Below are 24,827 nucleotides of genomic sequence, written 5' to 3'. Positions count from 1 at the left end.
GCCCACCCGGCTTTCTTCTCACCACGCACCTCGACCGCGTTTGACCGCACCAGCACCTCGGAACGCCGCACGCCAGACAGACAGGCCAAGCAATCGATCAAAGAAAAAAGCGCCGCCTCAACCTCGGTTGGGGCGGCGCCTTCGCTTAGTGCAGACCTAGGATCTTACAGCTTGGTCGAGTTACCATCGTTGAAGATCAGGTATTCGATGTTGCTGATCTGGGTCACCTGACCATTGCTGAAGGTGATGTCCAGAGAACCGTTCGATCCAGAGCTGATGTCGCTCACGTCGGTCGAAGCGTGATCCAGGAAGGTCAGGGAGTCCTTGTTGCCGCCACCGCCATCGATGGTGTCGCTGCTGGTGGCGTTGTTCAGGTAGAAGTAGTCCTGACCGGAGCCGCCAACCATCGAGGCCGTACCGGTCTCGGAGCCGACGAACGAGTCCTTGCCGTCGCCGCCGATCAGTGTCTGCGTGCCGGAGCCGGCGACCAGCGTATCGTTGCCGGAACCGCCATACAGCGTGTCGTTGCCGGCACCGCCATAGAGCGAGTCGTTGCCGTTACCGCCATCGAGCGAGGTCGCGTGCGACGCATCGCTGCCCGAGTAGAGCACGTCCTTGCCGTTGCCGCCGAACTCGGAAGCAGTCTGAGCACCGCCGACAAGGAGATCGTTGCCGTTGCCGCCGTACAGCGTGTCGACACCGGAACCGCCATACAGCGAGTCGTTGCCGGCGCCGCCGTCCAGGCTGTCGTTGCCCGCACCAGCGTACAGCGCATCGTTGCCCTTGCCGCCATCCAGCGTGCTCGAATTGCCGGCGGTGCTGCCGGACGCCAGCACGTCGTTGCCGTTGCCGCCGCTCAGCTGCGACGAGCTGCCGCCGTAAATCGTGTCGTTGCCGGCGCCACCGTTCAGGGTGTCGGCACCGGAGCCGAACAGCAGATCGTTGCCCCAGCCGCCATCCAGCGTGCTGTGACCCGAGGCGTTGTCGACCAGCACGTCGTTGCCGGAGCCCGCATTGATCGAGTCGTGACCGGCACCGCCGAAGATCGTGTCGTTGCCGGAGCCGGTGAGAACCGTCGTGTCGCCGGTATTGTTGACGAACACCTGATCGTTGCCGTCGCCGGTCGCGACCAGCACCGGGGTGCTGCCGTTCACCGTCAGCGTGACGTCCTGATTGGTCGCCTCGATGATCGCCTTCAGGTTGGCGTCGGTGTTGACAGTGTTAACGGGGTTGGTTTCGATCAGAACATTGGCGTTCGGATCCGGGTTGGTGATCCCAGACCCCTCCTGCACCGGAATCGTCGCGCCGTTATCCGGGCTGGTGTATCCGATCCCCGCGTTGATCAGATAGTCAAGAATCTGTTGCTGGGTCGAGTGATCGATCGTTGAGTTGATCGCCGCTTTGAGGTCCGTCTGGTCTAGATTGTAAGTCGCCATCGATGTAGCCCCTGCTTGGGATACGAGGATTCAAGCCGCTCGCCCACACTTAAGTTGTTGATTCACAACTGGTTTGTTGCGATGCAACCCAAATGTGGACCCAGGTTACGAACTTGTTAAGTCCATTGTTAAGTCCACCAAGTCGGAGTGTCAATCAGCAATGTGCTGTTAACACTGGGTTCCACGAGGTTTATGTGAGACTTAGCGCCACTTCGGATGCGCTATAACATTCAGCGCAGACCAATCGCCAATGTTAGCCGCGGCGCAAAAAAGGGTAGTGATTATACGGGGTTTCACGGGAGCCCAGGATATCGCGGGCGCGCTGAATTTCACTGACGCTGTGAGCGCTTCGACGGGATTTTCTGATCTGAAAAAAATATTTCTGCATCGCGTGAGACGTTTTGCAAAAAAGCGTCAAACTTCGCAGCTGGCGCCCCACCGGCCAGTGTTATAACGCCGCCTGGCCGCAGTTTGCGGGCTCGATCCAGCGAGATCCATGGAATCACCCGCAGAATCAGCGCCATTCGACCGCACGATCAAAACCTGGCGCGACGCCGACCGGACACCGCACTGTAACAAATTAACACCAGTTTTGCCGCAATATGTTAGCGATGCCGCCGTGGAACCGGCGGGACGAGGCCCGATCGCGGGCCGCGCCGGCCAGCGGCGATCATCCACCGGCGGCGCGCGCGTAGATGGCCTCGAGCAGCCGGCGGTTCTCGTCCGGCGCGTAGCGCTCGAGATAGGCGGCCCGTGCGGCCCGTCCCCATGCAGCGGTCAGTTCGGCGGCGCCGAGCACCTCACCGATCCGCTTTCGGAGCGCGGCCGCGTCGCCCGGCGGCACCAGCGCGCCGGTCTTGCCGGCGCTCACCGCCTCGGCAAGTCCGCCGATCTCGGAGGCAATCACCGGCGCGCCTCGCGCGAAGGCCTCGACCACGACCATCGGAAATCCCTCGTACCATAGCGACGGCACCACCAATGCCTGGGCATTCGCCATTTCCCGAAGCACCTCACCGCGCGAGAGCCCGCCCAGGAACGCGACATTGCCGGGCGCCCGAGCCTCGAGCGCGACGCGCTCGGGCCCCTCGCCCACGATCCGCAAGGGCATGCCGGTCCCGGCAACGGCCTCGAGCAGCACGCCGACGCCCTTCTCGCGGCTCAGCCGTCCAACATAGAGCAGCCCGCTGCGCGGTGTGGACGGGTCCGGGGCCCCCGGATCGGCCATGAAGTTCGGTTTCACGTCGATCCGGTCTGCGTCGAAGCCGGCCTGCGTGAACAGGGTTTTGGCAAACTGCGTCAGCGCGATCAGGCGCAGCCCGGGACGCGTCCAGGTGCCGCGGCGCTGGTGCTGCGCGATCATGTAGGCCGAAGCCATCGAGCCCGGAAGCGATCCGCGGTAGCAGCGGTGCACGACGCCCCAGAGATGTCCACGGTCTAGGCACTTGTGGCAGATGCGGCCGTCGCGCAGCAGCATTCCGCCGGTGCAGATGGTGCGATAATTGTGCAGCGTCACCACCGCGGGCACGCGCTTTTGCCGGCAGAGATCGAACACCGCGGGCGACAGCAGCGGGAAGAAATTGTGGACGTGCACGACGTCGGGGCGAAAGCGGTCGATCGCCTCCGCCACGACCCGCTTTCCCTCCGCATTATCGGCGATCGACAGCGTGGTCGTGATGCGCGCGGGGAGCGAACTGATCGCCGCGTTGCTGACCGTGAGCATTTCAACGCTGTGTCCTGCGGCGCGCAGCAGGTCGACTTCCGCTTCAAACACGACGTCCTCGCCGCCGCGTCCCTGGTACCTGTTGTGAGCGACCAGGATCTTCATGATCGGGCCGGGTCTGAGAACCAGCGCAGCTCGGTCACCAGGTTTTGGCCGCCCGTGAGCGTACCGGAGCCGATCAGGGTCGTCGCCGGCACCTTGAGATCGAAGGACGGCGAATACCAGCCGGCCGGCATGGTCTCGTCACCCCGATACGGCATCCAGCTGAGTGCCGCCGGCAGATCGAGCTCGCCGCGCCCGCCCGGCCATGCGAGCTGCGCCCTATGCCCCTCGAGCCTGCATTCGACGTCGGGACCGAGATGCCAGCTGAGGCTCGCCGGCACCGCAAGCCCTTCATTGGCAAGCACGGTATCGGTGACGATGAGCCGTGCCGCCTGACGCTGCAATTGCACCGAGCGGCGATGCACGACACCTGCTTCGTCCCGATATCCCGAATGCTCCGCGACCCAGCTCGCATCCGCATCGCGATCGTCCAGGCCGCTTGCTGCGACAAGCCGGCTCTGCGCATGCCGTGTCCAGAGAAACGGCCCGCCCGACACCGACTGGTCGCGCGCGGACAGGCAGAGCGTGTTGTGCGCCAGCGTGGAGCGGAAGTAGGCCCGCCATCGCGGATCGCCATGGTAGCAATAGGTGCCGGGGTCGGCGAAGATCTCCACACCGCCGATCCTGCATTCGAGCGACAGCGCGTCCGCATGGGCGTGGGCGGCAATGCGGCCGAAGCCATGCGGGCCGTGGTCACAACGGCACCACACCGCGCTGCCGGAATCGATCAGAAAGGCCTGTCCCGCCCCTTCAAGCAAATGCGGGCGGCGCTTGGGCCGCCCAGCGATCGCACGGGCCTCGATGCCGTCGGTGAGCACAAAGCTGCGCAGATCGGGCTCCGGCGATTTGGGCCACCATGGCAGATCGCCGAACAGGCGCGCGCCGGTGGCGAGCAAACCGAGCCAGCGATTGCCGGCGTGATCGTCGAGCAGCAGGCCGATGCCGTCGTCACCGTCGCCCTGCCGCGGTGGATGACCGCGATCGTCCAGCATCGCGGCAATGACGTCGCTCATGCGGCACATCGTGGTCCAGACCGCATCGCCAAGCGGATGTCCGGACGACTGGCCCTGCACCGCCGCCGCCAGCAGCAGTTCGAGCACAAAACCATGATAGTCGGTCGCGAGCTCGCTGTTGCTGCCGCAGGCAAGCGTCTGCGCAACGGCTTCGTGTGCCAGGGTACCGGCCGATTGCTCACGCCATCGCGCACTGTCCTGGAAGAACGGAAACACGCAAGCCGCCACGAACTGCCCGGCAGCCTCCGCGATAAGGTGGTTGTTGGCCGAGGAGCCACGGCTTGGGAACTGCGACAGCCAGTATTGATGCGCATAGAGCTGCGTCAGGAAAAGATCGTTGTTTTCGAACAGCGCAGCAGCCTCGGGCCAGTTCTGCAGCAGCTGGCGTACCCAGGCCCATGAGATCAGCCGCACGCCAAGCTCGATGCCGCTGATCCAGTGCGGGCCGCGCGGGAACGGATTTTCGCGCCACCAGCTCACCAGATGCTCGGCCGCGCGCCTCGCGTAGCGCTCGTCGGAGGTCAGGTAATACGCGGCCGCGAGCACCGTAAGATGGTGGTGACGCGATGGCTCCCAGATGTATTTGATGTTTCCGACCGCGGTTTCGTCACGATAGGGAACCGCGAATGCGTGCATGCCGGCCGGCGCCCGCTTGCCGCTTCTGATATCGACGAACCAGTCGGGCCGTTCGCCGAGGGCCCCATGATCCCTGGCGAAAATCCGCCACTGCCCGGCGAGAATCCGGTCGGCGCTCTGGATCAACCGTTCGGCGGCCTGTTGCGGAGCGTGGGCGGGCAAAGGCAGCGGCTTCAGGCGCGGCCGCCCCGGGCCGGGAGCTAGCCTGGCGCTGGCGCGCCGTGCGATATCGGGCGGAGTGATCCGCCAGAGCAAATGCAGCACCTGGTCGTTCACCCGTCCCGCAAGCTCGGACGGCTCCATGCGCTGCAGCCTGCGCAGATACCAGGCCGGATTCATCTCAACGCGGTCGAGGCGCGCGCGACGCCCTGCTCCGCTGCGCCGGCCGTCAGATCGATCGGCATCCCGGCGGCCGCGCTTTCCTGCACGGCAAGCGTCGCGCGCGTGGTCGCCAGCAGCGAGTCGAGCGCAATCGGCATCGCAGCTCCCGATGCGACCGCCGCGACGAAGGCATCCAGCATCGGCCGCTGGCCCTTGTCGAGCCGCGCTGTCTTGGCCGTGCGCTGTCCGGCGTGCCAGACCTCGAAGCCCGAGAAATTGTCGAAGGCGGCAAAGCCCGTGCTTGCCGATATCTCGAGCGCTTCCTTCGGCACCCGCGGATCGCCGCCGGTGAGATAGCTGAGGCTCGCGACCGAACCGTCGGAAAAATCGAAGGTGGCGATGAGATTGTCGACGTCCTTGCCCGCCATGCTCGCGGAGACACGCACCGGCCCGGCGCCGAGCCACCAGCACAACACATCGATGAAATGGCCGCCCTCGCCGACGAAGCGGCTGCCTTCGCTCTCGGCCTGCAGATACCAGGAGGATTTCTCCAGCGGCCCGGCGATGACGCGATATTGCAGGGTCTGCGGTCCTGCCGGCGCGAACGCCGCGCGCATGCCCTGCAGCAGCGGCGAAAAGCGGCGGTTGAAGCCGACCATCAGCCGGTTGTTGCCGGTTTCCCGGATCACCTGCTCCAATCGATCGAGCGAGTCTGTATCGATCGCCAAGGGCTTTTCGACAAACACCGCCTTGTCGGCGCGCAGCGCCTGCGTCGCGAGGTCGGTATGGGAGGCATGGCGCGTTGCGATCAGCACGGCATCGATGTCGTCGGCGCCGAGCACCGAGGCCGCATCCGTCGAGGCACGCGCGAAGCCGAACTTGCGGACCGCAGTGGCGCCGCTCAGGCCAGTATTGGTGGCGACCTCGACGAGATCGACGCGCTGGTTACTCGCAAGCTGCGGCAACAGCATGCTGGAGGCATAACTTCCGGCGCCGATGACGCCGAGCCGCACCCGGCCGCTGCGCAGGGCAACCGCCGGACGATAGATCATCTGCATCGCGCGCGGAGCGGCGTCCGGATAGGCGAACACCATGCCGAGACCGACCTCGCCTCGGCTCATGCGCTCGAACGCCGACGTCGCCTGCTCCAGCGGCACCATTTCGGAAATCAGCGAGGAGAAATCGAGCCGCCCGTCGGCGAGCAGCGCGACGATCGCTTCCATATTGCGCTTCTCGGTCCAGCGCACATGACCGATCGGATAATCGATGCCGCCCTCCTCATAGAGCGGATCGTAGCGGCCGGGGCCGTAGGAGCGCGAGAAGCGCACGTCGAGCTCCTTGTCGTAGAATTCGTTCCACGGCAGGTTCAGCGTGCATTTGCCGATATCGACAATGCGTCCGCGGTCGCGCAGCAGTGCCGCCGAACGCGATGCGAGATCGGGATCGTCGCTGCCTGCGGTGATGAACACGCAATCGACGCCGTTGCCTGCGGTCAGCTGGTCGATCCGGGCGCGGAATTCGGCCGCAGCATCATCCGATGCGACGGCACAGACCGCGGCGCCCGCAGCCTCGGCCTGCCGACAGCGCGCCTCCAGCCTGTCGAGCCCGACGACCACGACACCGGCGCTGCGCAGCAGCCGCACCATGATCTGCCCGATCAGGCCAAGGCCGATCACGCAGGCGGTCTCGCCGAAACGGATTTCCGACTGGCGCATCGCCTGCAGCGCGATCGAGGCGATCGTGGTGAATGCGGCCTGGTCCAGCGCAGCGCTGTCCGGCAGCGGCACGCAGAGGTTCACCGGCACCCAATTATATTCAGCATGGGTTGCATATTGATTGCCGCCGCAGCAGACGCGCTGTCCGACCGAGAAGCCACCGACGCCCTCGCCGACCTCCACGACGGTACCCGACAGCGAGTAGCCGAGCGGCGTGTACGAATCGAGGCGGTTCATCACCTTCTGATAGGTCGCGAGCAACCCCTGCTGACGGACCGAGCCTATCACCTTGGCAACCTGGTCGGGTCGCGCGCGCGCCTTGCCGAGCAGCGACAGGCGGCCTTCGGTGAACTTCATCATCTCGGTGCCGGTCGACACCGCCGAAAACGCCGTGCGCACCAAAACCCCGCCGGGGCGGCAGCGCGGCGCCGGCACATCGATCAGCTTGAGCTCGCCGCTCTTATAGTTCTGCGCGATCTGCTTCACGGTCGGTCAATCGCCTCAAGTTAACAGCGCTCCTTGTATCGCGCCCAACGCCCGCAATGAAGCCAGGAAACATCGTCATAATTGTCTCGTTTGCCGGGACTTAACATTATTATCATTCCAGCAACAGAACCGGTTTTGGCGAGATCTCGACCTCGCCGTTGGCGACAGGTCCTTCGCCGCCGTCGAGGCCCTGGTAACGGCTAAAATGCGGGTCGACCCGATCAACGGACCGGCCCTTGGTGGTCCAAAGGATCAGACCGTTGCGGCCATCCGGCATGCGAAGCTCGACGCGCCAGGTCGACGGCGACGTCCTGCCTGCGGCCACGACGCTTGCACCGACCAACCAGGACTGGATCGTGCGATAGGCAATTCCGCTCGGCAGCAGCCCGCGCGCCGGGTCCCATAATTTTCCAAAGTCGCTGCCGCCTCCCGCAAACTCGTACCAATAGAACCGGTCGACACCGCTGATCCATTTCAGGATGTAGGCGCGCGCCAGACACCCGTCCGGATTGTCCTCATAGGACGACCAGCCGGCCTCGGTGTCCCAGATTGGTCTCGCGGACAGGTCGTGCGCGGCGAGGATCCGCTTGAAGCGCGCAATGATTCCGAGCACCGCTTCGGGTTCGCTCGTGTAGCCGTGGAAGGCGAACACATCGGCATATTGTCCGCCACCTTGCGCCATGAAGGCCTCTTGCCAGCGATACCCGTCCGGCGTGCCGTTGGACGGCGGCGTCAGCACGGTCAGCGTGGGATCGCTGGTCTTGATGATCTCGTAGGCCCGCTTCTGCAGCTGGACCATGGTCGCGATATCGCCCGAGTAATATTTGGGATCCTCGGGCTCGTTCCAGATTTCCCAGTATTTGATGCGGCCGGCGGCACGCCTGACGGCCGCGCGCACCCAGTCGTCCCATGACGCCAGATCGGCCGGCGGTGAGCTTGCGCCGGGCGTGAACGCCGGCGGCGCATCCTTCACCGACGCGGCCCAGCGCGGCGTATAGGCGAGATTGAGGACGATCTCGACGTGCTCGCGCTCCGCCGCGGCAAGGATGGCGTCGAAGCGCGCCCAATTGTAGATGCCGGGCGCCGGATTGACCTGCGCCCAGTAGATCGCGCCCCACAGCCGAACGCCGTCGAATTTGAGCTCGGGCCATGGTTGTGACTGCCCGATTGCGTTGATCGTCATGCCGAACAGCGTCGGCGGGATCACCGCATTCACGCGGCTCGCACTCAGCGCATCGCTTGACGTCGAACCATTCCACTGCAGCGGCCATTTGTAGGCCAGCGGCAGCAGCGCGCTCAAAACCAGCGCAATCAATGCCCTTTGGCCCCAATCCCTCACTCTGCCTGCCATGTCCCTGTCTCGTCGCCGTCACATCCGTGCCGGGATTGCATAGTGGAAGCCGCGCATGTTAATGCCGATGTTAATCGGATTGTGATGTTGTTAGGTCAATGGTATAGATCACCGCAGATGTCGAGAGCTGAACCATCACCGCGGCGGATCCTGATCATCGTCGAGAACCTTCCGGTTCCTTTCGATCGCAGGGTGTGGTGCGAAGCAACGTCGCTGCGCAAGGCGGGCTATGAAGTTTCGGTGATCTGCCCGAAGGGCCGCGGCCATGACGAATCCTACGAATGCCTCGAGGGCATTCACATCTACCGTCATCCGATGCCGGTGGAAGCGCGCGGGATCGCCGCCTACCTGATCGAATATCCGGTCGCGCTGTTCTGGGAAACGCTGCTTGCGATCAAGGTGGCGTGGAAGCACGGCTTCGACGTGATCCAGGGCTGCAATCCGCCCGACCTGATCTTCCTGATCGGCCTGTTGTTCAAGCTCGGCGGCAAGCGCTTCGTGTTCGATCATCACGACGTCAATCCCGAGCTCTACGAAGCCAAATTCGGCCGCAGGGACATGTTCTGGCATCTGCTGCGGCTGGTCGAATATCTCACCTTCAAGACGGCGAGCATCTCGATCGCGACCAACGAATCCTATCGCGAGATCGCGATCGCGCGCGGCGGCATGCCGTCCAACCGCGTTTTCGTGGTGCGGTCCGGCCCCAATCTCGACCGGGTGCGCTCGCGGCCGGCCGATCCGGCCTGGCGCCGTGGCCGGCGCCACAGCGTCGGCTATGTCGGCGTGATCGGCCAGTCGGAAGGCATCGATCTCTTGCTGCAGTCGATCGGCCACATCGTGCACGATCTCGGCCGCACCGACATCCAGTTCAACATCGCCGGCACCGGGCCGGAGTGGAATGCGGTGGTCAAGCTCTGCGAGGAGATGCAGCTCTTGGACTATGTGAACTTCACCGGCGCCATCGCGGATGAGGCGCTGTTCACGATGCTCTCGACCGCTGACGTCTGCGTCAATCCGGACCGCGTCACGCCGATGAACGACATCTCCACCATGAACAAGATCATGGAGTACATGGCGCTCGGACGGCCGATCGTTCAGTTCGACGTCCGCGAGGGCCGGCGTTCGGCGCTCGACGCCTCGCTCTATGCCGCGAAGAACGATCCGAGGGATTTCGCCAGCAAGATCATTACGTTGATCGACGATCCGTCATTGCGGCAGACGATGGGGGCGTTTGGCCGCAACCGCGTCGAGCGCGCGCTGTCGTGGACGCATGAGGAGCCGAAGCTGCTCGCGGCCTATGAGGCGTTGTTCGCCAGGAAGGTCCCCGCACCGCGCGCGCATGCAACCGCCGAGCGGCCAACCTCGCAACCTTCCGGCGCGAATGCAGCCTCCGGACGGGCATCGTCTTGAACGCGCAGCCGCCTCACTCACGTCAAACGCGACGCGGCTGCGGCCACGCGCACGTCCTGGATTGTTGAAGGTCGAAGCATGAACGTCAGCATTTTCGGCCTCGGCTATGTCGGAACGGTGTGCGCCGCCTGCTTCACCGAGCTCGGCCACCAGATCATCGGCGTCGACAAGAGCGTTGCGAAGGTCGACCTGATCCGCGGAGGCAGGTCGCCGGTCGTCGAACCGGGTATCTCGGACAAGGTGGCGCGCGCGGTGGCAACCGGCCAGCTGACCGCGACCACCGACGCCACCGAAGCGATCGTCAACAGCGACATATCGATGGTCTGCGTCGGCACACCCTCGTCCGGCAACGGCAATCTCGACCTGACCGCGATCCGACAGGTCGCGATCGAGATCGGCCGCGGACTGCGCGCGAAGAACGCGCCGCATACCGTGACGATCCGCTCCACCGTGCTGCCCGGCACCACCCGCGGTACCGTCGGGCCGCTGATCGAGGAGGCCTCCGGCAACAGGATCGGACGCGACTTCGACCTCGCCTTCAATCCGGAATTCCTGCGCGAGGGCAGCGCGATTGCGGATTTCAACGCGCCGTCCAAGACCGTGGTCGGCGCCTTCAACCAGGAAACCGCCGACCGCGTCATGGCGCTCTACAAGGACTTGCCCGGCGCCAAGATCACGCCGCCGGTCGAGACCGCGGAACTGGTGAAATATGTCGACAACAGTTGGCACGCGCTCAAGGTCAGCTTTGCCAACGAGATCGGCACGATCGCGAAGACGCTCGGCATCGACGGGCGCGACGTCATGAACATCTTCATGCAGGACACGCGGCTCAACATCTCGCCGGCTTACCTACGGCCGGGTTTTGCGTTCGGCGGCTCGTGCCTGCCCAAGGACGTCAAGGCGCTGAAGCACCTTGCACACAGCCGCGGACTGTCGACGCCGGTGCTCGAAAGCATCCTGCCGAGCAATGACATGATCATGTCGCGCGGCGCCGACTGGATCCTGTCGCATGAGGGCCGCCGCATCGCGTTCCTCGGCATCAGCTTCAAGGCCGGCACCGACGACGTCCGCGACAGTCCGTTCGTGAGGCTGGTGAAGAGCTTGCGCGGCGAGCGGCGCGACATCCGGATCTACGACCCCAATGTGCAGCTGTCGCAACTGATCGGCGCCAACCGGGAATTCCTGATGCGCAATCCGGAGCTGGTCGGCCTATTGAACGACGACGTGACGGCAACCATCGAGTGGGCCGACATTATCGTGCTGACGACGGCCGATCCACGCTTCGTTGCGGCGCTGACGGCGACGCGTCCCGACCAGGTCGTGCTCGAACTGTCGGAGATCGGATTGCCCGAGCAGGTGCGCGCCAAAGTGAGCGGCTTTCACTGGTAGGGACTATCATGGCCACCATGGGCCAGACCCGCGAGCGACCCGAAATCCGCTTTCACGACGAGATTTCGTCGGGATGGGAGACGCTGCATCAGAGCCGCACCTTCAAGGCGCGCACCGCCGCGATGTTCGGCCTGCTCGGGAACGCGGACCTCAATGGGCAGCGCTGGCTGGATGCAGGCTGCGGCACCGGAACGCTGTCCCGCCTGCTCGCCGCACGCGGCTGCGACGTCACCGGCGTCGACGCCTCGTCGGAGATGATTGCGGCGGCTCGCGGCCACAGCGCCGACAGCACGCTCGCCGGGCGGCTCACATTCCAGCAGATCCCGACCATCGCGAGCCTGCCGTTTCCCGATCGATCCTTCGACGGCGCGCTGTGCGCGAGCGTGCTGGAATATGTTCCCGACGTGGCGCAGTGCCTCGCCGAGATGCATCGCGTGCTGAGGCCCCGCGGGCTTTTTCTGCTCTCGATCCCCAACCGCGGATCGCTGCTGCGCCGGGGCTACAAGCTCGCGCATGCGGCCTCTTCACGCGTGTCGGCGCGGCCGCTGTTTCGCTATCTCGCGTTCTCCAAATTCGACACCTCGCCGGCGGCCATGCAGGGTCTGCTGCGACAACATGGCCTCACAATGCTGGGGAGCAGCTTTGCCGGCTCCCCGCTCCCGCCGGCGCTCGATCGCCGGGCGACGGTCGGCACGCTGATCAACATCCTGGCCCGGCGCGACGGTTGACGCCGCAGGCGGATAGCTATCTCAGGCCTTGATCGCCATCAGCGATTTGGTCATGCCGAGATAGCGTTCGCGATAGATCTTCGCGTCGGGAAAGGTTTCCGTCATCTCGCGCCAGTCGAACAGGTGCCAGTCGGGTGCGGTGCGCTTGATCCAGAAGCGATTGAATATACCGATCAGCGCGATCTGCAGCCGCCTCGGCAACAGGACGATGATGCCTGGCAGCCAGGTATGGCTCTCGATCGGAAAGTACCGGTACGGCGTCTGCACGTAGAAGGACTTCGCGACCCGCGAGATCTCGCCCGCAAAGCGGTTCTGATGCTCGCGCGCAATGCTCTGAAAGGCCGCTCCGTCCTCGATCGTGACGACATCCTGCTTCGGCCCGGTGACATGTTCGATCACCGACGAGCAGAAGCAGAAGTCGAACGCCTGATCGTCGAACGGCAGGCGCTCGGTCTCCCGCAGCAGCACCGTCTTGAAGCCGAAGCGCTCGCGCGCGGCCTTCAGATCGTCGGCCGATATGTCGCAAACCGTGATGTCGGTATGCCGCGGCAGGATCGCGCGAATGTGCCGGCCGGTGCCGCCGCCAAGATCGAGGATTTTCGCATCGAGCGGCAGGTTCACGGTGCGAACGAGGAATTCGCCGCGCCGCTGGCGCGCTGCATTGGAAAATCGGGCTTGAATCGCACCCAGCAAGGTCAATCTCCTGCTACCGGTCGGTTCGATCTAGCACGGCATGCGCGATCCTTCACGCAACGGTCCGACGATTTTCCTGTCGCGCTCACTTGATGGCCTCGAAGAAGATCGACTCGTCCGGCCGGTTGTCGAGCCGGTCGATGTCGGGACAGACGCCCTCGCGATAGGCACGGGTGTGGGTTTCCGAACAGCCGGCGTCGCGGAACAGCGCGGCGAGCGAGGCGCGGGTAAAGCCCCAGTGATGCGCGAAGGCGGCCTCCTTGCGGCGATCGATCTCGAACACGCCCTTGAGGAAGGCCTGCGGCGCCGCCGGATCGTAGAGCGCGACGATCCGCTCCATGTCGGGGACGACGATCCGACATACCCCGCCCGGCGCCAGCACCCGCGCGATCTCGCGCGCCAGCCGCTCGACCTCGTCGGGAAACAGGTGCTCGAAGACATGCGCGCTGAACACTGCCGAGAGGCTGCGATCCGCGAACGGCAGCGGCCTCGTCAGGTTCATGTGGCGCAGCCCGGCGAACCTGCCCTGGCGATGCTCGGCATAGCGGGCATCGCTCAGCAGGCCCGCGAGATGCAGCGCTTTCGCCGCGAACGGCATCCGCGCGATCCACAGGTGCATCGTGATGTCGGTATTGATCCAGCCGTCGATGCCGCAATTGAAGGCGCCGATATGCAGCTTTTCGAGCGAGCCGCCGCACGCGTCGCCGGTCATGTCCGCTCCCGCGCCGAATTGGTCAGCACAACCGTGATTACCGACGCCGCGCTGGAGGCCACCATCGCCGCAACCGCGCCCATCACCTGCCAGGTCTCCGCCGCGAACGGCAGGACGCAGCACAGCGCGACGAGGCCGGCGATCCGGCTCAGCATGAATCGCTGCGGCTTGCCGGTCGCAAACAGCGGCAGCGCGAGGCCGAGCCACACCGCGTCGAGCGCCATCGCCGCGCCCATCAAGGCGAGGCTGCCGGTGCCGATCTCATAGCTCTGTCCGTGGATGACAAGCGCCAGAATGCGCTGGCCGAGCAGCACGACCACCGTGCCGTAAGCGGCCGCGATCGACCCAAGCAGCAGGGCATTTTCGCGCGCGGCAGCGGCGACCGCGCTCCGCCGGCCGGCGCGCAGTTCGGCCGCGATTTCCGGCAGGCGAACCGAGAACATCGTCGCGCAGAACTGGCTGAGCGGTGCGAACACCAAGAGCAGGATCCGCAGCGACGCGCTCGCGTCCAGCCCGATCAGGAAGCCGCAGACCGGAATCAGCCCGATGCTGCCGATCCAGTAGGTGAGCGAGGTCGCGACGAACCAGCGACCGTTCCGAAACAGCCGCCGCAGCGAGCCGCGGAAGATTCTGGCTTGCGGCCAGGCCAGCTCGCGGGTGTGGGCCAGCAGCAGGCTGCCGGCGAGCGCGGCCGAGATCGCGATGCACGCCATCGCCGCGGCGGCGCCGGTGAGCTTGAGCGCGATCATCAGCCCAGCCGAGACGATCAGCGCCACGCAGTAGGTCAGCGAGGACGCCAGCGCGCGCGGCAGTCTGCCGTCGAGATAGCAGATCCGGCGAAACATGCTCTGCAGGCGAACCGCCGGGATCGCAAGCCCGGTTGCGATCACGAGCCCGCCGGCGTCCCCACCGGCGGCTGCGATCACAAGCCCCGCACTCACCAGCAGCAGGCCGAGCGCGCCCGAGACGAGCAGTGACGACAGATAGAGGCCGAGCCGCAGCTGCGGCCATAGCGACTTCGGGATCCGATGCGCGGTCGCCGGCAGCCCGTCGTCGAACAGGCCGCGCAGAAACACCGCCTCGATCAGGATCGAGAATGACCAGGCGACGCTAAACCTGCCGAACGAATTGATGTCGAGCAGATTGGCGAGCACGATCGTCAGCACGAAGGCAGACCCGCTCAGCAGCGCCTGGTCGATCAGGCCAAGCGCGACATTGCCCCCGGCACGCCGCAGCCGGCGAAGCAATCCGCTCATGGCACCGGCGACCCGGGTCTGAGCCGCCGCCCGGTCCAGCCTGTCGGTCAACGCACTCACGCCTCACTCACCCGTAGCCTGTTGAATGTCCGCCGCGGCGCCATTTGCAGCCTGGCCTCCGGGCCGAAATAGCACCAAAACACCAGCACGCAGCCGAAATAATTGTGCAGCAGCTGGCTGGAGTCATTGGCCGACGCGATCACGACGAACAGCAGCATCGCGAACGGCGCCATACAGTACATCCCTCTCCGCTCGAACGCGAAGACGATGCTATTCCACAATGCGAGCGCCAGCAGCAGCATATAGAGCGCACCGCCGAGCAGGCCGAACTGGAGAAAGGCGTCGAGATAGGAATTCTCGAACGAACCGAACTCGGTATTCCACGGCGCCATGCTCGTCAGCTCGTTCACGGGCGAGTTCGGCAGTTCGTTGAAGAATCCCGAAAACCCGTAGCCGAGCCAGGGGTGCTGCCAGAAGAAGTGCGGCCAGACCGACCAGAGGAACGAGCGGCCGGTCAGGTTTCCGCTGCGGCCGACCAGCCCATACAACTCGTCGCTCGGCACGGCGAACACGACAAGCGCAACAAAAGCGAGGCCGAGCCAATAGATCGAGGCAGCGCCCCTGTGCCCGAGCACCACCAGCAGAAGCCCGAAGGTCACGGCAAGCGCCGTCAACATGCTGATCAGCGGTCCTGCGGCGCCGGCCGCGGCGAGCGCGAAAAAATGACATCCCATCAGCAGCAGCGTCCAGCCGACTTGCCGCCGCGGTCCTGCCAGCATGCGCACGAAGCAGATCAGCACCATGAGGCCGAAGAACGCGCCCGCGAGGTTCTTGTGACCGAACACGCCGGCATAGGCCTGGGTTCCGAGCACCGTCGGCCGGTGCAGCGGATCGTAATCCCATTGCGAGCCGATCACCGGAAACAGCAGGACGTGAACGATCAGCACCACGATCCCGATGCGGAACAGCGTATCGACGAGGCGATCGACCGGGCAGCTGATCACGATCCACGCCGAGAACATCGTGGTCAACAGATACATCGCGAACTTGATCGACGAGCCGGCGGGGTCGGCGCTCAGCGCCAGTGATACCAGGGCGAAGGCGATAAACGTCAGATAGAGCCGCGACTGCAGCATCAGCAGGCCGAAGCGATTCCGATCGATCGCAATGTGCAGCACCAAGAGGATGTAGAGCAGCAGCCATGCGCCGCGGAACAGCGTGGATTCCCCGGCCCTTTCCGCGAACGAGATGCCCTCGATGAAATTGAACAGGAAATAGATGCAGCCGAGCACCATCACCAGATAGGCGTGCAGAAAGACATCGGTTCGCAGCCACCATCTGCCGATCATTGCGCGGCCTCCTGCCGGGCCGGCGCCCTCAAGAGATGATCGACCGCGGCGGTGAAACACGCCGCGGCGTCGGCAAGCGCATCGCGTCGCACGCTCTGCCGGGCCTGCCGCGACATCGCCTCCCAGCGCGCGGGATGTTCGAGCAAGCCGCGCGCCGCGTCGATCCAAACCCGTTCTTCCAGCGCGCAAACATAGCCATTGTCCTGGTCACGGACCAACTCGCCGCCTGCCCCGACATGGGGCGACACCAGGCAGGGAACCCCGCACTGCAGGGCCTCGTTGCACACCAGGCCCCACGGTTCCAGCAATGAGGGCAGCAGCAGCAGCCGCGAGTGCAGAAAAACGTCCGATATCGCCTGCCACGGCAGATAGCGGTCGTGGCTGACATCGATGCCGGCACCGCCGAGCCGCGCCAGCATGCGCCGCTCGGCGGCGCCCGACCCGACCACGCGCACCTTCAGCGCGGGCACGATCCGGCCAAGCGTGATCGCGACGTTCTCGAAGAAGATCGCGTTCTTGGCGTCGTCATTGAGTCGGGCGCACCAGAGCAGATGAAATGGACGGTCGTGGAATGCCGGCACAACCGCCGGCGGATCCCATGCCGGCACCAGCGGCACCACGAACAGATCGTCGGCACGAACGCCCTCGCCGCGAAAATACGTCCTGCCCTTGTCGCTGCAACACACCACTGCGTCGCACTGGCGCAGCAGCCAGGGCCGCGCCAGACGATGATAGGCGGTGTTGGGCATCGTCTCGCGCCAGCCGTCGATCGTGAGCGCGAGCGCCTTGCCGTTGGCGCTCGCCCATGCCGCGCCCGCCAGCATCGAGGGATACAGGCCGTTGACGAACAGCAGGTCGGGCGCGAGCGCATTCAAGGCGCGCCCGATCCCGATATTGACATGGGTGTGACGCGACCGCGACAGCGGGATCGATACACCCGGCACCGTGCGCGTGATGTAGCGCGGCGTGAACGAGCCGGCCCAGGAGCGATCGGCCTCCTGCGGCGTACAGGACAGCACGGCGAGATCCAGCCCGCGGCTGGCCAGCTCGTTGTAGAGACGGTTGGTGTAAGGTGTGATCATGTTGTTGAAGACGACCACGCGCGGCGCCATGGTTTAGCGGCCCTGTGGCCGCGCCGAGTCGTGCCGGCAGATCGCCCCGCAATGATAAGTCGCAAGCCGGGTCGCGACCCCTGGGCTGACCGTCAACAGCGACTTCCGCACGATGCTCTTCGCGAGCCCCTTCATCCGCGACGAATGAAAAGCATGCACCGGCAGGCTGTGGTCCCAGGTGCCGAAGTCCTTGACCTTGAGCCCCACGGTCTCCAGCAGCAGCCGAAACGTATCGGGCGTGTAGAAATTGATATGGCCGATGTCGAGCGTCGATTGCAGCGCCCGGCGACTGGTCCGCGCGTGCAATTCGCAGGGCACCTCGACATAGATGAAGTCCCGCGAGACGCGGGCGAGCTCGTAAAGCAATGCGCGCGGTTCTGGCACGTGCTCCAGGACGTGGCTGGCATAGACAAGGTCGAACGATCCGTCGGCGAACGGGATCGTCGCACCGTCATAGCTGGACCAGCGGAATGGAGCTGAAGCTGCGCCGTCGATCTCCAGATTGGTCGCGGGATCGATCACGTCGATGCCGGTGAAGTCGCGGCCGACGCCGATCGCCGACAGCCGCGCCAGCACGGCGCCGGTGCCGCAGCCGACCTCGAGCACATTGCCGACCCTCGCGGCGGCTGCACCGAGCAAACCGGCGATATGATCGGCCTTGTCGACCGCGCAGACGCGGCGCCAGTCGCGCTCCTGTGCCGAATAGATGCCCTCATAATGCGCGTTGTGCTGTCCGACGCAAAATTCTATCGTCATGGCCTAGCCCTCGCCTCCGGCGGCATTGGGGCAAGCTCGTCGAAGCGGTCGTTCGATTTGTGCTCCCAATTGCGCCGTTCCGCCGGCGAGCGGCGGTCGAGATCGTATCCAATGTCGGCCATGGTGCGGGTCAGGATGTCGACGTTCCGTTGCGGGACAGCCGCGAGGCCGGCCAGCAGCTTGCCACGGTGCGCCCAGCCCGGTCCCTTCAGGAGATCGATTGCCTCGGTGTACAGTTCGGTCTTCACGAGACGCGCGAACTCGGCAATCACGTCGGACGAAAGGTCAGGCGGCAGCGCGTCGAACATTGCGAGCGCCATCGCGCTGCGCTTGACCACGATCCAGCCCTCGTTCGGTCCGAGCCGGTACGACACCCGCAGCAGGTCGAAATTGGCGTCGCTCAAACCCTGCCTTGTATTACGAAGCCAGAACAGCACGAGCCAGAGATAAGGATCGGCCGGCGCGCAGCCGAGCGATTTGCGGACAGCGTCGTCGAGTTCGCCCATCCGGGCATCGACCTGCTCGCCGGATGCGAGCGCGTTCTCGGCGCGCCGCAGCCGGATCACCGCCGCGCTGCGATCGATGGCCGGCATGCAATCCTTTTCCGCCACGGCGCGCGACAGCAACGGACCGAGGTCATCGAGCTCGGCGTCGCTGACCGGTACGTTGCGAAGGATCAGGTCCTTTGCGCCGTCGAGCCGGGTCTGGTCGACAAAGTCCGGCAAGGTGGTCGTGCCCCAGGCGACGGACGAGCACGCGAGCGCGGCCAGCAGGCCGCGCGCAAGCCAGGCGGCTGCGCGCCCGGGCATCCCACCGTGCGTCTCAGTCGGTGTAGCCATATCGCCCATAGTGCGAGTTGTAATAGTAGTTCTTGCCGCCATAGCCGCTATAGCGGCTCATCGCGGCAATATCGGCCTTGTTGAGCACGACGCCGAGCAGGTTCTCGTTGACCGCTCGCGCGCTGCGCAGCGCGCGCTCGACCACCTGCACCTGGGTCTTGCCCCATTCCACGATGAAGACGAAGGAATCGACGAAGTGTGCGGTGATGCGGACATCGACCACCGGCGTGAGCGGCGGGAAATCGACGATCACGTAGTCATAGTGGCTGCGGGCCCCGTCGATGAAATCCCTCATCTGGTCGGAGGCCAGCACGTCGTGCGAATGCGCGATGCGCGATCGCGTGGCGCCGGGCAGGAAGGCGAGGCCGGTCTCGGGATCGCGCCATAGCGTGTCCTGCAATGTCGCATTGTTGGACAGCACGTCGAGGATGCCGCGCTCAGCAGTCGCGGCGACCTTGCGGCTGAGCGAGGGATTGCGCAGATCGCAATCGATCAGGAGCACGCGGGCCCCGCTCTGGGCAACCAGTTGCGCAAACACGAAGGCCAGCGTCGACTTGCCCTCGTTGGGAAGCGCGGAGGTCAGGCCGAGGATCTTTGACGGCTTGGTGACGTTGAGGTCGGCATTGACCTTGATCGAGCGGATCGCTTCCGAGAACCGCGAGAACGGCGAATCGATCGCCGCCCACAGCACCGGCTCGTCGCCGCGCCGGATCGTGCGCGGACCGATCGGCAGATTGGGACGACCGGCGACCGGCGCCTTGATCTGGCCCGGCGAGACGCGCGGAACGATGGCGACGCAGTCGGCCTCGAGGATCGTCTCGACCATTTCAGCGGTGCGGAACACCCGGTCATAGAGGTCGCGCAACACGCCGAGCCCGAGCCCGGCGATCAGACCGCCGAGCGCCGAGAGCGCGAGCACGACCAAGGTCTGCGGATGGCTCTTGCTGAGCGGACGCGAGGCACGGGTGATCACCCGCGCCTCGCTGACCGGGAACGACTGCTGCTGCACGTTTTCCATGTAACGCTGCAGGAAATTGTCGTAGAGCGAGCGATAGGTCTGCGCCGAGCTCTCGAGCTCGCGCAGCGTGACCTGCGCCTGGTTGGTCGACTGCGACTGCGACACCGAGTCGTTGACGGCGCGCTCGATCTCGTTCTGGCGCTGCAGGGCGATCGCATAGTCGCTCTTGTAGCTTTCGGCGAGCCGCTTCAGCTCGTCAACGATCGACGACTGGATCTCGCGCATCTGGTTGCGCAGGTTGACGGCGGCCAAGTGATTGTAGCCATAGCGCGACGACCAGTCGGCCTCGCGGTTGGCCAGCTCGAGATATTGCGAGCGCAGCTTGGTGATGACCTGGTTGTTCAGGGTATCGGCCACCGTCGCGTCGGGGACGCCCCCCTTCACCACCGCCTCGATGCGGTCGAGCTTGGCCTTGGCGTCGGTGACCTGCGACTTCACGTGGAGCAGCTGGGTGTTGAGCTCGCCGAGCTGCTGCTCGTTGAGCAGCTTGCCGCTGGAGGTGACGATGTTGTTGGTCTTCTTGTAGTCGAGCACCGCGCGCTCGGCGTTGGATGCCTGCGTGCGCAGCTCCTGGATGCGGTCCTGCAGCCAGACGCTGGCGCGGCGCGTCGCCTGATACTTGGAATCGAGCTGGTCGACGATGTAGGCGTCGGCGACGGCATTGGCGATCTGCGCCGCGCGCTCCGGATCGAGCGAGCGGAAGCTGACCTCGATCACATAGGTCATGCCGCGGCGGCGGACGTCGAGCTGCTTCTGGAAGGCGCGAACCGCGCGCCGGGTCCGGTCGAACTCGGTGGGCGGCGCGCCGCCGGCGAGCAGGCCGGACACGAAATCCAGCACAGCTCCCGCCGCGCCGGCCCTCGAGCCGACGAATTCCGGATCCTCGTTGAGCTTGAGGTCGCGGATCACCGCGAGCGCCACGTTCTCCGACTTCAGGATTTCGACCTGGCTCTCGACTGCGGCGGAATCGACCGGGGCCTCGCTCACCGGCGATTGCTGCTGGAAGGCCTGGAATTTGCGCGTGTCGATGATCATCGTGGCGAGCGCCGTATAGCTCGGCGCCGCTGTCATCAGATAGCAGATGCCGCCGAACAGGCAGAGCGCGGCGGTCCCGAGTATGACCCAGTATTGCCGGAGCAGATAGGTGACGAAGGCGTCGAAGGTTTCCGCCAGCGACGGCAGTTCAGCCGGACGATTTCTCAGATCGACAGACGGCGAGATCTGGTTGCGCTGAAGCATCTCGTCCTATCGCCGCGCCGGCAGGATGGATCCTGCCCTCGCGCCCTCCAATGATCCTGCGAAGCGTCCCGCCGCCGACACCGAAGCGCGTTGCTGCAGAGAGTTCTCCATTGGCGATCGGAAGCCCGCTCAGGGAGTTACTGTTGAAATGAGGGTGGTGCCGGTGCCCGTGGCCGTACCGGTCGTCGTGCTGCCCGAACTGCTGACCGACGAGGTGAAGCTGAAGATGCCGGTGTTCACACTGTTGCCGTCGATGGCCTCGAGCGTGCCAGCTCCGGCGCCGCTGGCGCCCAGCGCGCTGGTCTGGCCGCCGGATGCACCGGCGCTGCCCGCGCCGCCGGCACCGGTCGCGGCGGTGCCGCTGTCACCCGACGCTGCGGCAAACGCCATCACGGTGTCGAGATCCTTGGTGTCGGCAATCGCCTGCTGGATGCGCGTCGCGTAGGGCTGGTTGCTGCGCACCACGATGCGCGCGGCCTGGGCGAGACCGGCGGCGATCGCCGTCTTCTGGTCCTTGCTTGCCTTGGCAAGCAGCGCAATCAGCGGATCGAGCGATGTCGGATCGTTGAGGGCGAAATCGCGCGCCCGCGAGGTCAACTCCACGCCCGCATTCGGATATTGGGTCAGTAGCTGCTCCGGGCTGGCCTTGAAATTGGTGACCGCCTGGGACAGCTGGATCAACCCGCCAGGGGTCTCCGCCAGCGCCGCGCCACCGGGTGTCGCGAGCACCAGCATCACCACCAACGTCGCCAAGCGCGGGGCGGAAAAGCCGCCGGATCGCTCAAATGTGAACACAGCTATCTCCCTAACGAATACTAACAGTTCGTTAGCATAGTCAGAGTTATCGCGCCAATTAAATAGCCTCGCCGGCGGCGCCCCCGCTTCGGCGTGCCAAATCAGCGTTAACCGGCCGCCCGACCGTAACACCGGCGTCACGATCGGAGCCGCCATCGGAGCCGCCCCCGCCGGAGCGGAAGGATTGCGACAGGCCTGCCCCGAGCAGGGCCGCGATTACAACGGCATAGCCGGTGATCTGGAGCGAGAAATCGATCATCGAATGGAGCGCGCCGGCGGCCGACGCGCAGAGCGCCGCGAGCGGCACGATCATGTCGCGGCGACGGGTCCGCACGCCATGCGCGAGCACGCCGAACGCTGCGAGCAGCGCGATCATGGCGGCGCCGGCCATTAACATTCCGCCGTCGGACGCCAGTTCGAGCCAGCTGTTGTGCGCCCGGTTCCAGGTCCCGCGCAGCGAGATGTCGTCGGTGCGATAGGCCGGATAGACCCATTCGAAGGTCCCGAAACCATCGCCGAGCCACGGGTGATCCCAGATCATCCGCAACGTTGCGCGATAGGTCGAGAACCGTCCCTCGTCCGAGAGGCCCATCGTGCTGAAGCGCGCGCCGACACCGCCGCCGAGAAGCTGCAGCAGTGCCAGCGCGACCAGGCTGCCGACGCCGAGTGCCACGATCATGCCGTAGCGGCGCGGCACCCGGTTGCGAAAGAAGATCGCGGCGGCTGCGACCGCAGCGAGCAGCGAGATCCCGACGCCGCCGCGCGAGCCGGTCAGAAACATCGCCAGCAGGCAGGTGAGCCAGCCGAACGCATGGCCGGCGAGCCGGTGCCGCGCCGGCATATCGAGACGCGCGAGCAGCCGTGACAGGCTGGCGCGGCGCGACGGCCAATGCCGCTCGATCAGCTCGCAGCCGAACAACAGCCAGATCAGCGCACAGCAACCATAATAGATGCCGGCAGTGTTGCGATTGACGAAGGGAGATGTCAGCCACGCCAGGTGCGCCTGCTTCTCGTGCAGCAGGTAGATCCGGGTGGGATCGATCGCGAAGGTGATGATGCCGCAGATCGCATAGACCAGGCCCGCCGCGGCCACCGCCCGCAACAACCCGCGCGCCAGTCCGCGGTTGGCACCGAGCATGACGCCGATGGCGAAGCTGAGCAGGCAAACGATTCCGACGCCGATCGAATAGAACGGCTGACCGCGCGCGATCGACACGGCCGGCGGCAACTCGGCAGGCAGCAATTTGCCGGCCTGTGCCCACAACGCGTTCGGCGCCACACCTGACCAGGGGCGGAGCGCCGACTGCTCGTGCAGCACCAGCATGGCAAGCGCCGTCAATAGCGCAGTCACGGCGAGGATCATGAGCTGACTGCCGCGCAGGCGCATCGGCAACACCCCGAGCAGTGCAATCCCGAGCAGGATCGACCAGATCGCGGGCGCAACTGTGCCGACCGAGCCGAGCGGCAGCGGCGCCAAGGCGACGACGGCGCAGAACAGCCACGACGACCAGCGCACCGGCCACGGCAATGCCGTCGCCTCGCCCGAGCCGGAAGCTAGTCGCAAACGTGTCATGAAGCCGGCCGTGCCGGCTCACGCCCCAATATCAGGGCGCAAGCTTGATCGAATTACGAAGTAAGGTTGCGTTGTAGGCGGCCACGATCGGATCGTTCACCGTTGCGGTCACGAGGCGGATCTGCTGCATCACCTTGGCGTCCTCGACGGATGCCGCGTTCGACGCATAGAGCACGTCCTTGTTGCGCAACTGGAAACGCGTGGCCAGAAAATAGCCGGCCGGATCGCGGAAATTGATGTTGTAGACGACCGGGATGATCGGCCCTGAATATTTGCTGACGTCGACGCCAAGCTTCGCGGCCACTTCCGGCAGTTCGCCGCGATAGACGAACACCGAGGCCGGATCGGCCGAGGAGTCGTTCAGGCCGCCCGCTTTGGCGACCGCTTCGGCGAGCGAGATGCGCCAGGCCTCGAAATTGAACTGGCCCTGCGCGCCCGAGGCGCCGAAGGCGACGAAGGTCTGCGGCTCGCGGTAGACATAAATGGTGTCGCCGGGGTGGGCATAGATATTGCTCTTGGGCTCGTAGACCAGCTGGCCGAACGGCACCGTAGTACGCTTGCCGTCGCGCTCGAGCATGACCCATGTGTCAAAACCCTGCCCTTTCGGGCCGCCGGCGCGCGTGATGGCATCGAGCACGTGCTCACCCGCGGCGTTGGCGGGGAAGCGGTTCGGCGAATTGACCTCGCCGAGCACGGAGATCAGCGAGGTGCGCTGCTCGATCAGGGCGACCACGGCCTGCGGCTCGATCGCGCGGTTCTTCAACGCATCGACGATCGAGCGCTGCACTTCGGTCGGCGTGCGGCTCTTGGCGCGGATCGCGCCGGCATAGGGCACCGAGATGTTGCCGTCGGTATCGACGTTCTGGTTCGGCAGCGTGATGTAGTTGCCGGGGCGCACGCCGGCCTCGACCGGAATGAACAGACCGCCGGCGGCGGCCTCGAAGATCGTGACGCTGACGACGTCGCCGATGCCGAAACGGATATCCTTCGGCGGCGGGCCCTGGATGCCGCCGGCAAGTTGCGGCGCGAATGACGCCAGCACGTTCTCGATCTGCGGTGTGATCTTGACCATCGCATAGGGCAGGCTTTCGGGATCGCGCTGCCCGGCCACGACATCGGAGCTCGTCGGACCGTTGGTCGGCATGTAGTGGCAACCGCTGACCCAACAGGCGGCCGCA

The 24,827-nt window shown here is 65.2% G+C and carries 20 protein-coding genes; 3 read left to right on the top strand and 17 right to left on the bottom strand.

Going from position 1 to position 24,827, the window contains the following annotated elements; all coding sequences use genetic code 11:
• Positions 1–164: 164 nt before the first annotated feature.
• From ACVWYP_RS19430 to ACVWYP_RS19405, 6 genes are all read right to left on the bottom strand, one after another.
• The gene (locus tag ACVWYP_RS19430; protein ID WP_304499438.1) at positions 165–1,436 is read right to left on the bottom strand and encodes a calcium-binding protein; all 1,272 of its coding nucleotides are present in this window, start codon (positions 1,434–1,436) and stop codon (positions 165–167) included.
• A gap of 329 nt (positions 1,437–1,765) precedes the next feature.
• Positions 1,766–1,960 (bottom strand): hypothetical protein, encoded by a 195-nt coding sequence (locus ACVWYP_RS19425; RefSeq protein ID WP_304499437.1) that lies wholly within the window; start codon positions 1,958–1,960, stop codon positions 1,766–1,768.
• 146 nt (positions 1,961–2,106) lie between these two features.
• Complete coding sequence (locus ACVWYP_RS19420; protein ID WP_304499436.1) at positions 2,107–3,261, bottom strand: glycosyltransferase; 1,155 nt, start codon at positions 3,259–3,261, stop codon at positions 2,107–2,109.
• Positions 3,258–5,246: a heparinase II/III family protein gene (locus tag ACVWYP_RS19415; RefSeq protein ID WP_304499435.1), complete on the bottom strand. Its 1,989-nt coding sequence runs from the start codon at positions 5,244–5,246 to the stop codon at positions 3,258–3,260. The genes ACVWYP_RS19420 and ACVWYP_RS19415 overlap by 4 nt, the downstream gene beginning before the upstream one ends.
• A complete protein-coding gene (locus ACVWYP_RS19410) occupies positions 5,243–7,429 on the bottom strand; it encodes a bi-domain-containing oxidoreductase (RefSeq protein ID WP_304499434.1) in 2,187 nt (728 codons plus the stop codon). Before ACVWYP_RS19410 ends, ACVWYP_RS19415 begins: the two co-directional genes overlap by 4 nt.
• 112 nt (positions 7,430–7,541) lie before the next feature.
• The gene (locus ACVWYP_RS19405; RefSeq protein ID WP_304499433.1) at positions 7,542–8,780 is read right to left on the bottom strand and encodes a glycosyl hydrolase; all 1,239 of its coding nucleotides are present in this window, start codon (positions 8,778–8,780) and stop codon (positions 7,542–7,544) included.
• Between the two features lie 117 nt (positions 8,781–8,897).
• Between ACVWYP_RS19405 and ACVWYP_RS19400 the strand changes: the two genes are divergently transcribed.
• From ACVWYP_RS19400 to ACVWYP_RS19390, 3 genes are all read left to right on the top strand, one after another.
• On the top strand, positions 8,898–10,190 hold the full coding sequence (locus tag ACVWYP_RS19400; RefSeq protein ID WP_304499432.1) for a glycosyltransferase family 4 protein: 1,293 nt from the start codon (positions 8,898–8,900) through the stop codon (positions 10,188–10,190).
• A gap of 78 nt (positions 10,191–10,268) precedes the next feature.
• On the top strand, positions 10,269–11,579 hold the full coding sequence (locus tag ACVWYP_RS19395; protein WP_018270697.1) for a nucleotide sugar dehydrogenase: 1,311 nt from the start codon (positions 10,269–10,271) through the stop codon (positions 11,577–11,579).
• 8 nt (positions 11,580–11,587) lie between these two features.
• A complete protein-coding gene (locus tag ACVWYP_RS19390; protein ID WP_304499431.1) occupies positions 11,588–12,307 on the top strand; it encodes a class I SAM-dependent methyltransferase in 720 nt (239 codons plus the stop codon).
• Positions 12,308–12,328: 21 nt separating this feature from the next.
• Here ACVWYP_RS19390 and ACVWYP_RS19385 read toward each other — a convergent pair whose 3' ends face one another.
• From ACVWYP_RS19385 to ACVWYP_RS19335, 11 genes are all read right to left on the bottom strand, one after another.
• Positions 12,329–13,000 carry a class I SAM-dependent methyltransferase gene (locus tag ACVWYP_RS19385; protein WP_304499430.1) on the bottom strand — a complete coding sequence of 224 codons (672 nt, stop codon included), beginning with the start codon at positions 12,998–13,000 and terminating at the stop codon, positions 12,329–12,331.
• An 85-nt stretch (positions 13,001–13,085) separates the two neighbouring features.
• Complete coding sequence (locus ACVWYP_RS19380; protein ID WP_304499429.1) at positions 13,086–13,712, bottom strand: class I SAM-dependent methyltransferase; 627 nt, start codon at positions 13,710–13,712, stop codon at positions 13,086–13,088.
• Positions 13,709–15,028, bottom strand: coding sequence for an MATE family efflux transporter (locus ACVWYP_RS19375; protein WP_304499428.1), 1,320 nt, complete (start codon positions 15,026–15,028; stop codon positions 13,709–13,711). The genes ACVWYP_RS19380 and ACVWYP_RS19375 overlap by 4 nt, the downstream gene beginning before the upstream one ends.
• Positions 15,025–16,317 (bottom strand): O-antigen ligase family protein, encoded by a 1,293-nt coding sequence (locus ACVWYP_RS19370; RefSeq protein WP_304499427.1) that lies wholly within the window; start codon positions 16,315–16,317, stop codon positions 15,025–15,027. The genes ACVWYP_RS19375 and ACVWYP_RS19370 overlap by 4 nt, the downstream gene beginning before the upstream one ends.
• Positions 16,314–17,429, bottom strand: a complete 1,116-nt coding sequence (locus tag ACVWYP_RS19365) for a glycosyltransferase family 4 protein (RefSeq protein WP_304499426.1) — start codon at positions 17,427–17,429, stop codon at positions 16,314–16,316. Before ACVWYP_RS19365 ends, ACVWYP_RS19370 begins: the two co-directional genes overlap by 4 nt.
• Positions 17,430–17,432: 3 nt before the next feature.
• Complete coding sequence (locus tag ACVWYP_RS19360; protein ID WP_304499425.1) at positions 17,433–18,185, bottom strand: class I SAM-dependent methyltransferase; 753 nt, start codon at positions 18,183–18,185, stop codon at positions 17,433–17,435.
• Positions 18,182–18,994, bottom strand: a complete 813-nt coding sequence (locus ACVWYP_RS19355) for a hypothetical protein (RefSeq protein WP_028345310.1) — start codon at positions 18,992–18,994, stop codon at positions 18,182–18,184. Before ACVWYP_RS19355 ends, ACVWYP_RS19360 begins: the two co-directional genes overlap by 4 nt.
• Positions 18,995–19,007: 13 nt before the next feature.
• Positions 19,008–21,281 carry a polysaccharide biosynthesis tyrosine autokinase gene (locus ACVWYP_RS19350; protein ID WP_304499424.1) on the bottom strand — a complete coding sequence of 758 codons (2,274 nt, stop codon included), beginning with the start codon at positions 21,279–21,281 and terminating at the stop codon, positions 19,008–19,010.
• Between the two features lie 129 nt (positions 21,282–21,410).
• Positions 21,411–22,016 carry a hypothetical protein gene (locus tag ACVWYP_RS19345; protein ID WP_276552926.1) on the bottom strand — a complete coding sequence of 202 codons (606 nt, stop codon included), beginning with the start codon at positions 22,014–22,016 and terminating at the stop codon, positions 21,411–21,413.
• A 118-nt stretch (positions 22,017–22,134) separates the two neighbouring features.
• Positions 22,135–23,649 (bottom strand): O-antigen ligase family protein, encoded by a 1,515-nt coding sequence (locus tag ACVWYP_RS19340; RefSeq protein ID WP_304499423.1) that lies wholly within the window; start codon positions 23,647–23,649, stop codon positions 22,135–22,137.
• A gap of 31 nt (positions 23,650–23,680) precedes the next feature.
• Entirely contained in the window at positions 23,681–24,793 is a 1,113-nt protein-coding gene (locus tag ACVWYP_RS19335; protein WP_018270685.1) for a polysaccharide biosynthesis/export family protein, read from the bottom strand.
• Positions 24,794–24,827: the final 34 nt, after the last annotated feature.

This window comes from Bradyrhizobium sp. USDA 3262 (genome assembly GCF_054060035.1).
Note: the sequence above shows the minus strand (reverse complement) of the source record. Positions and strands in the feature narration are given on the sequence as shown.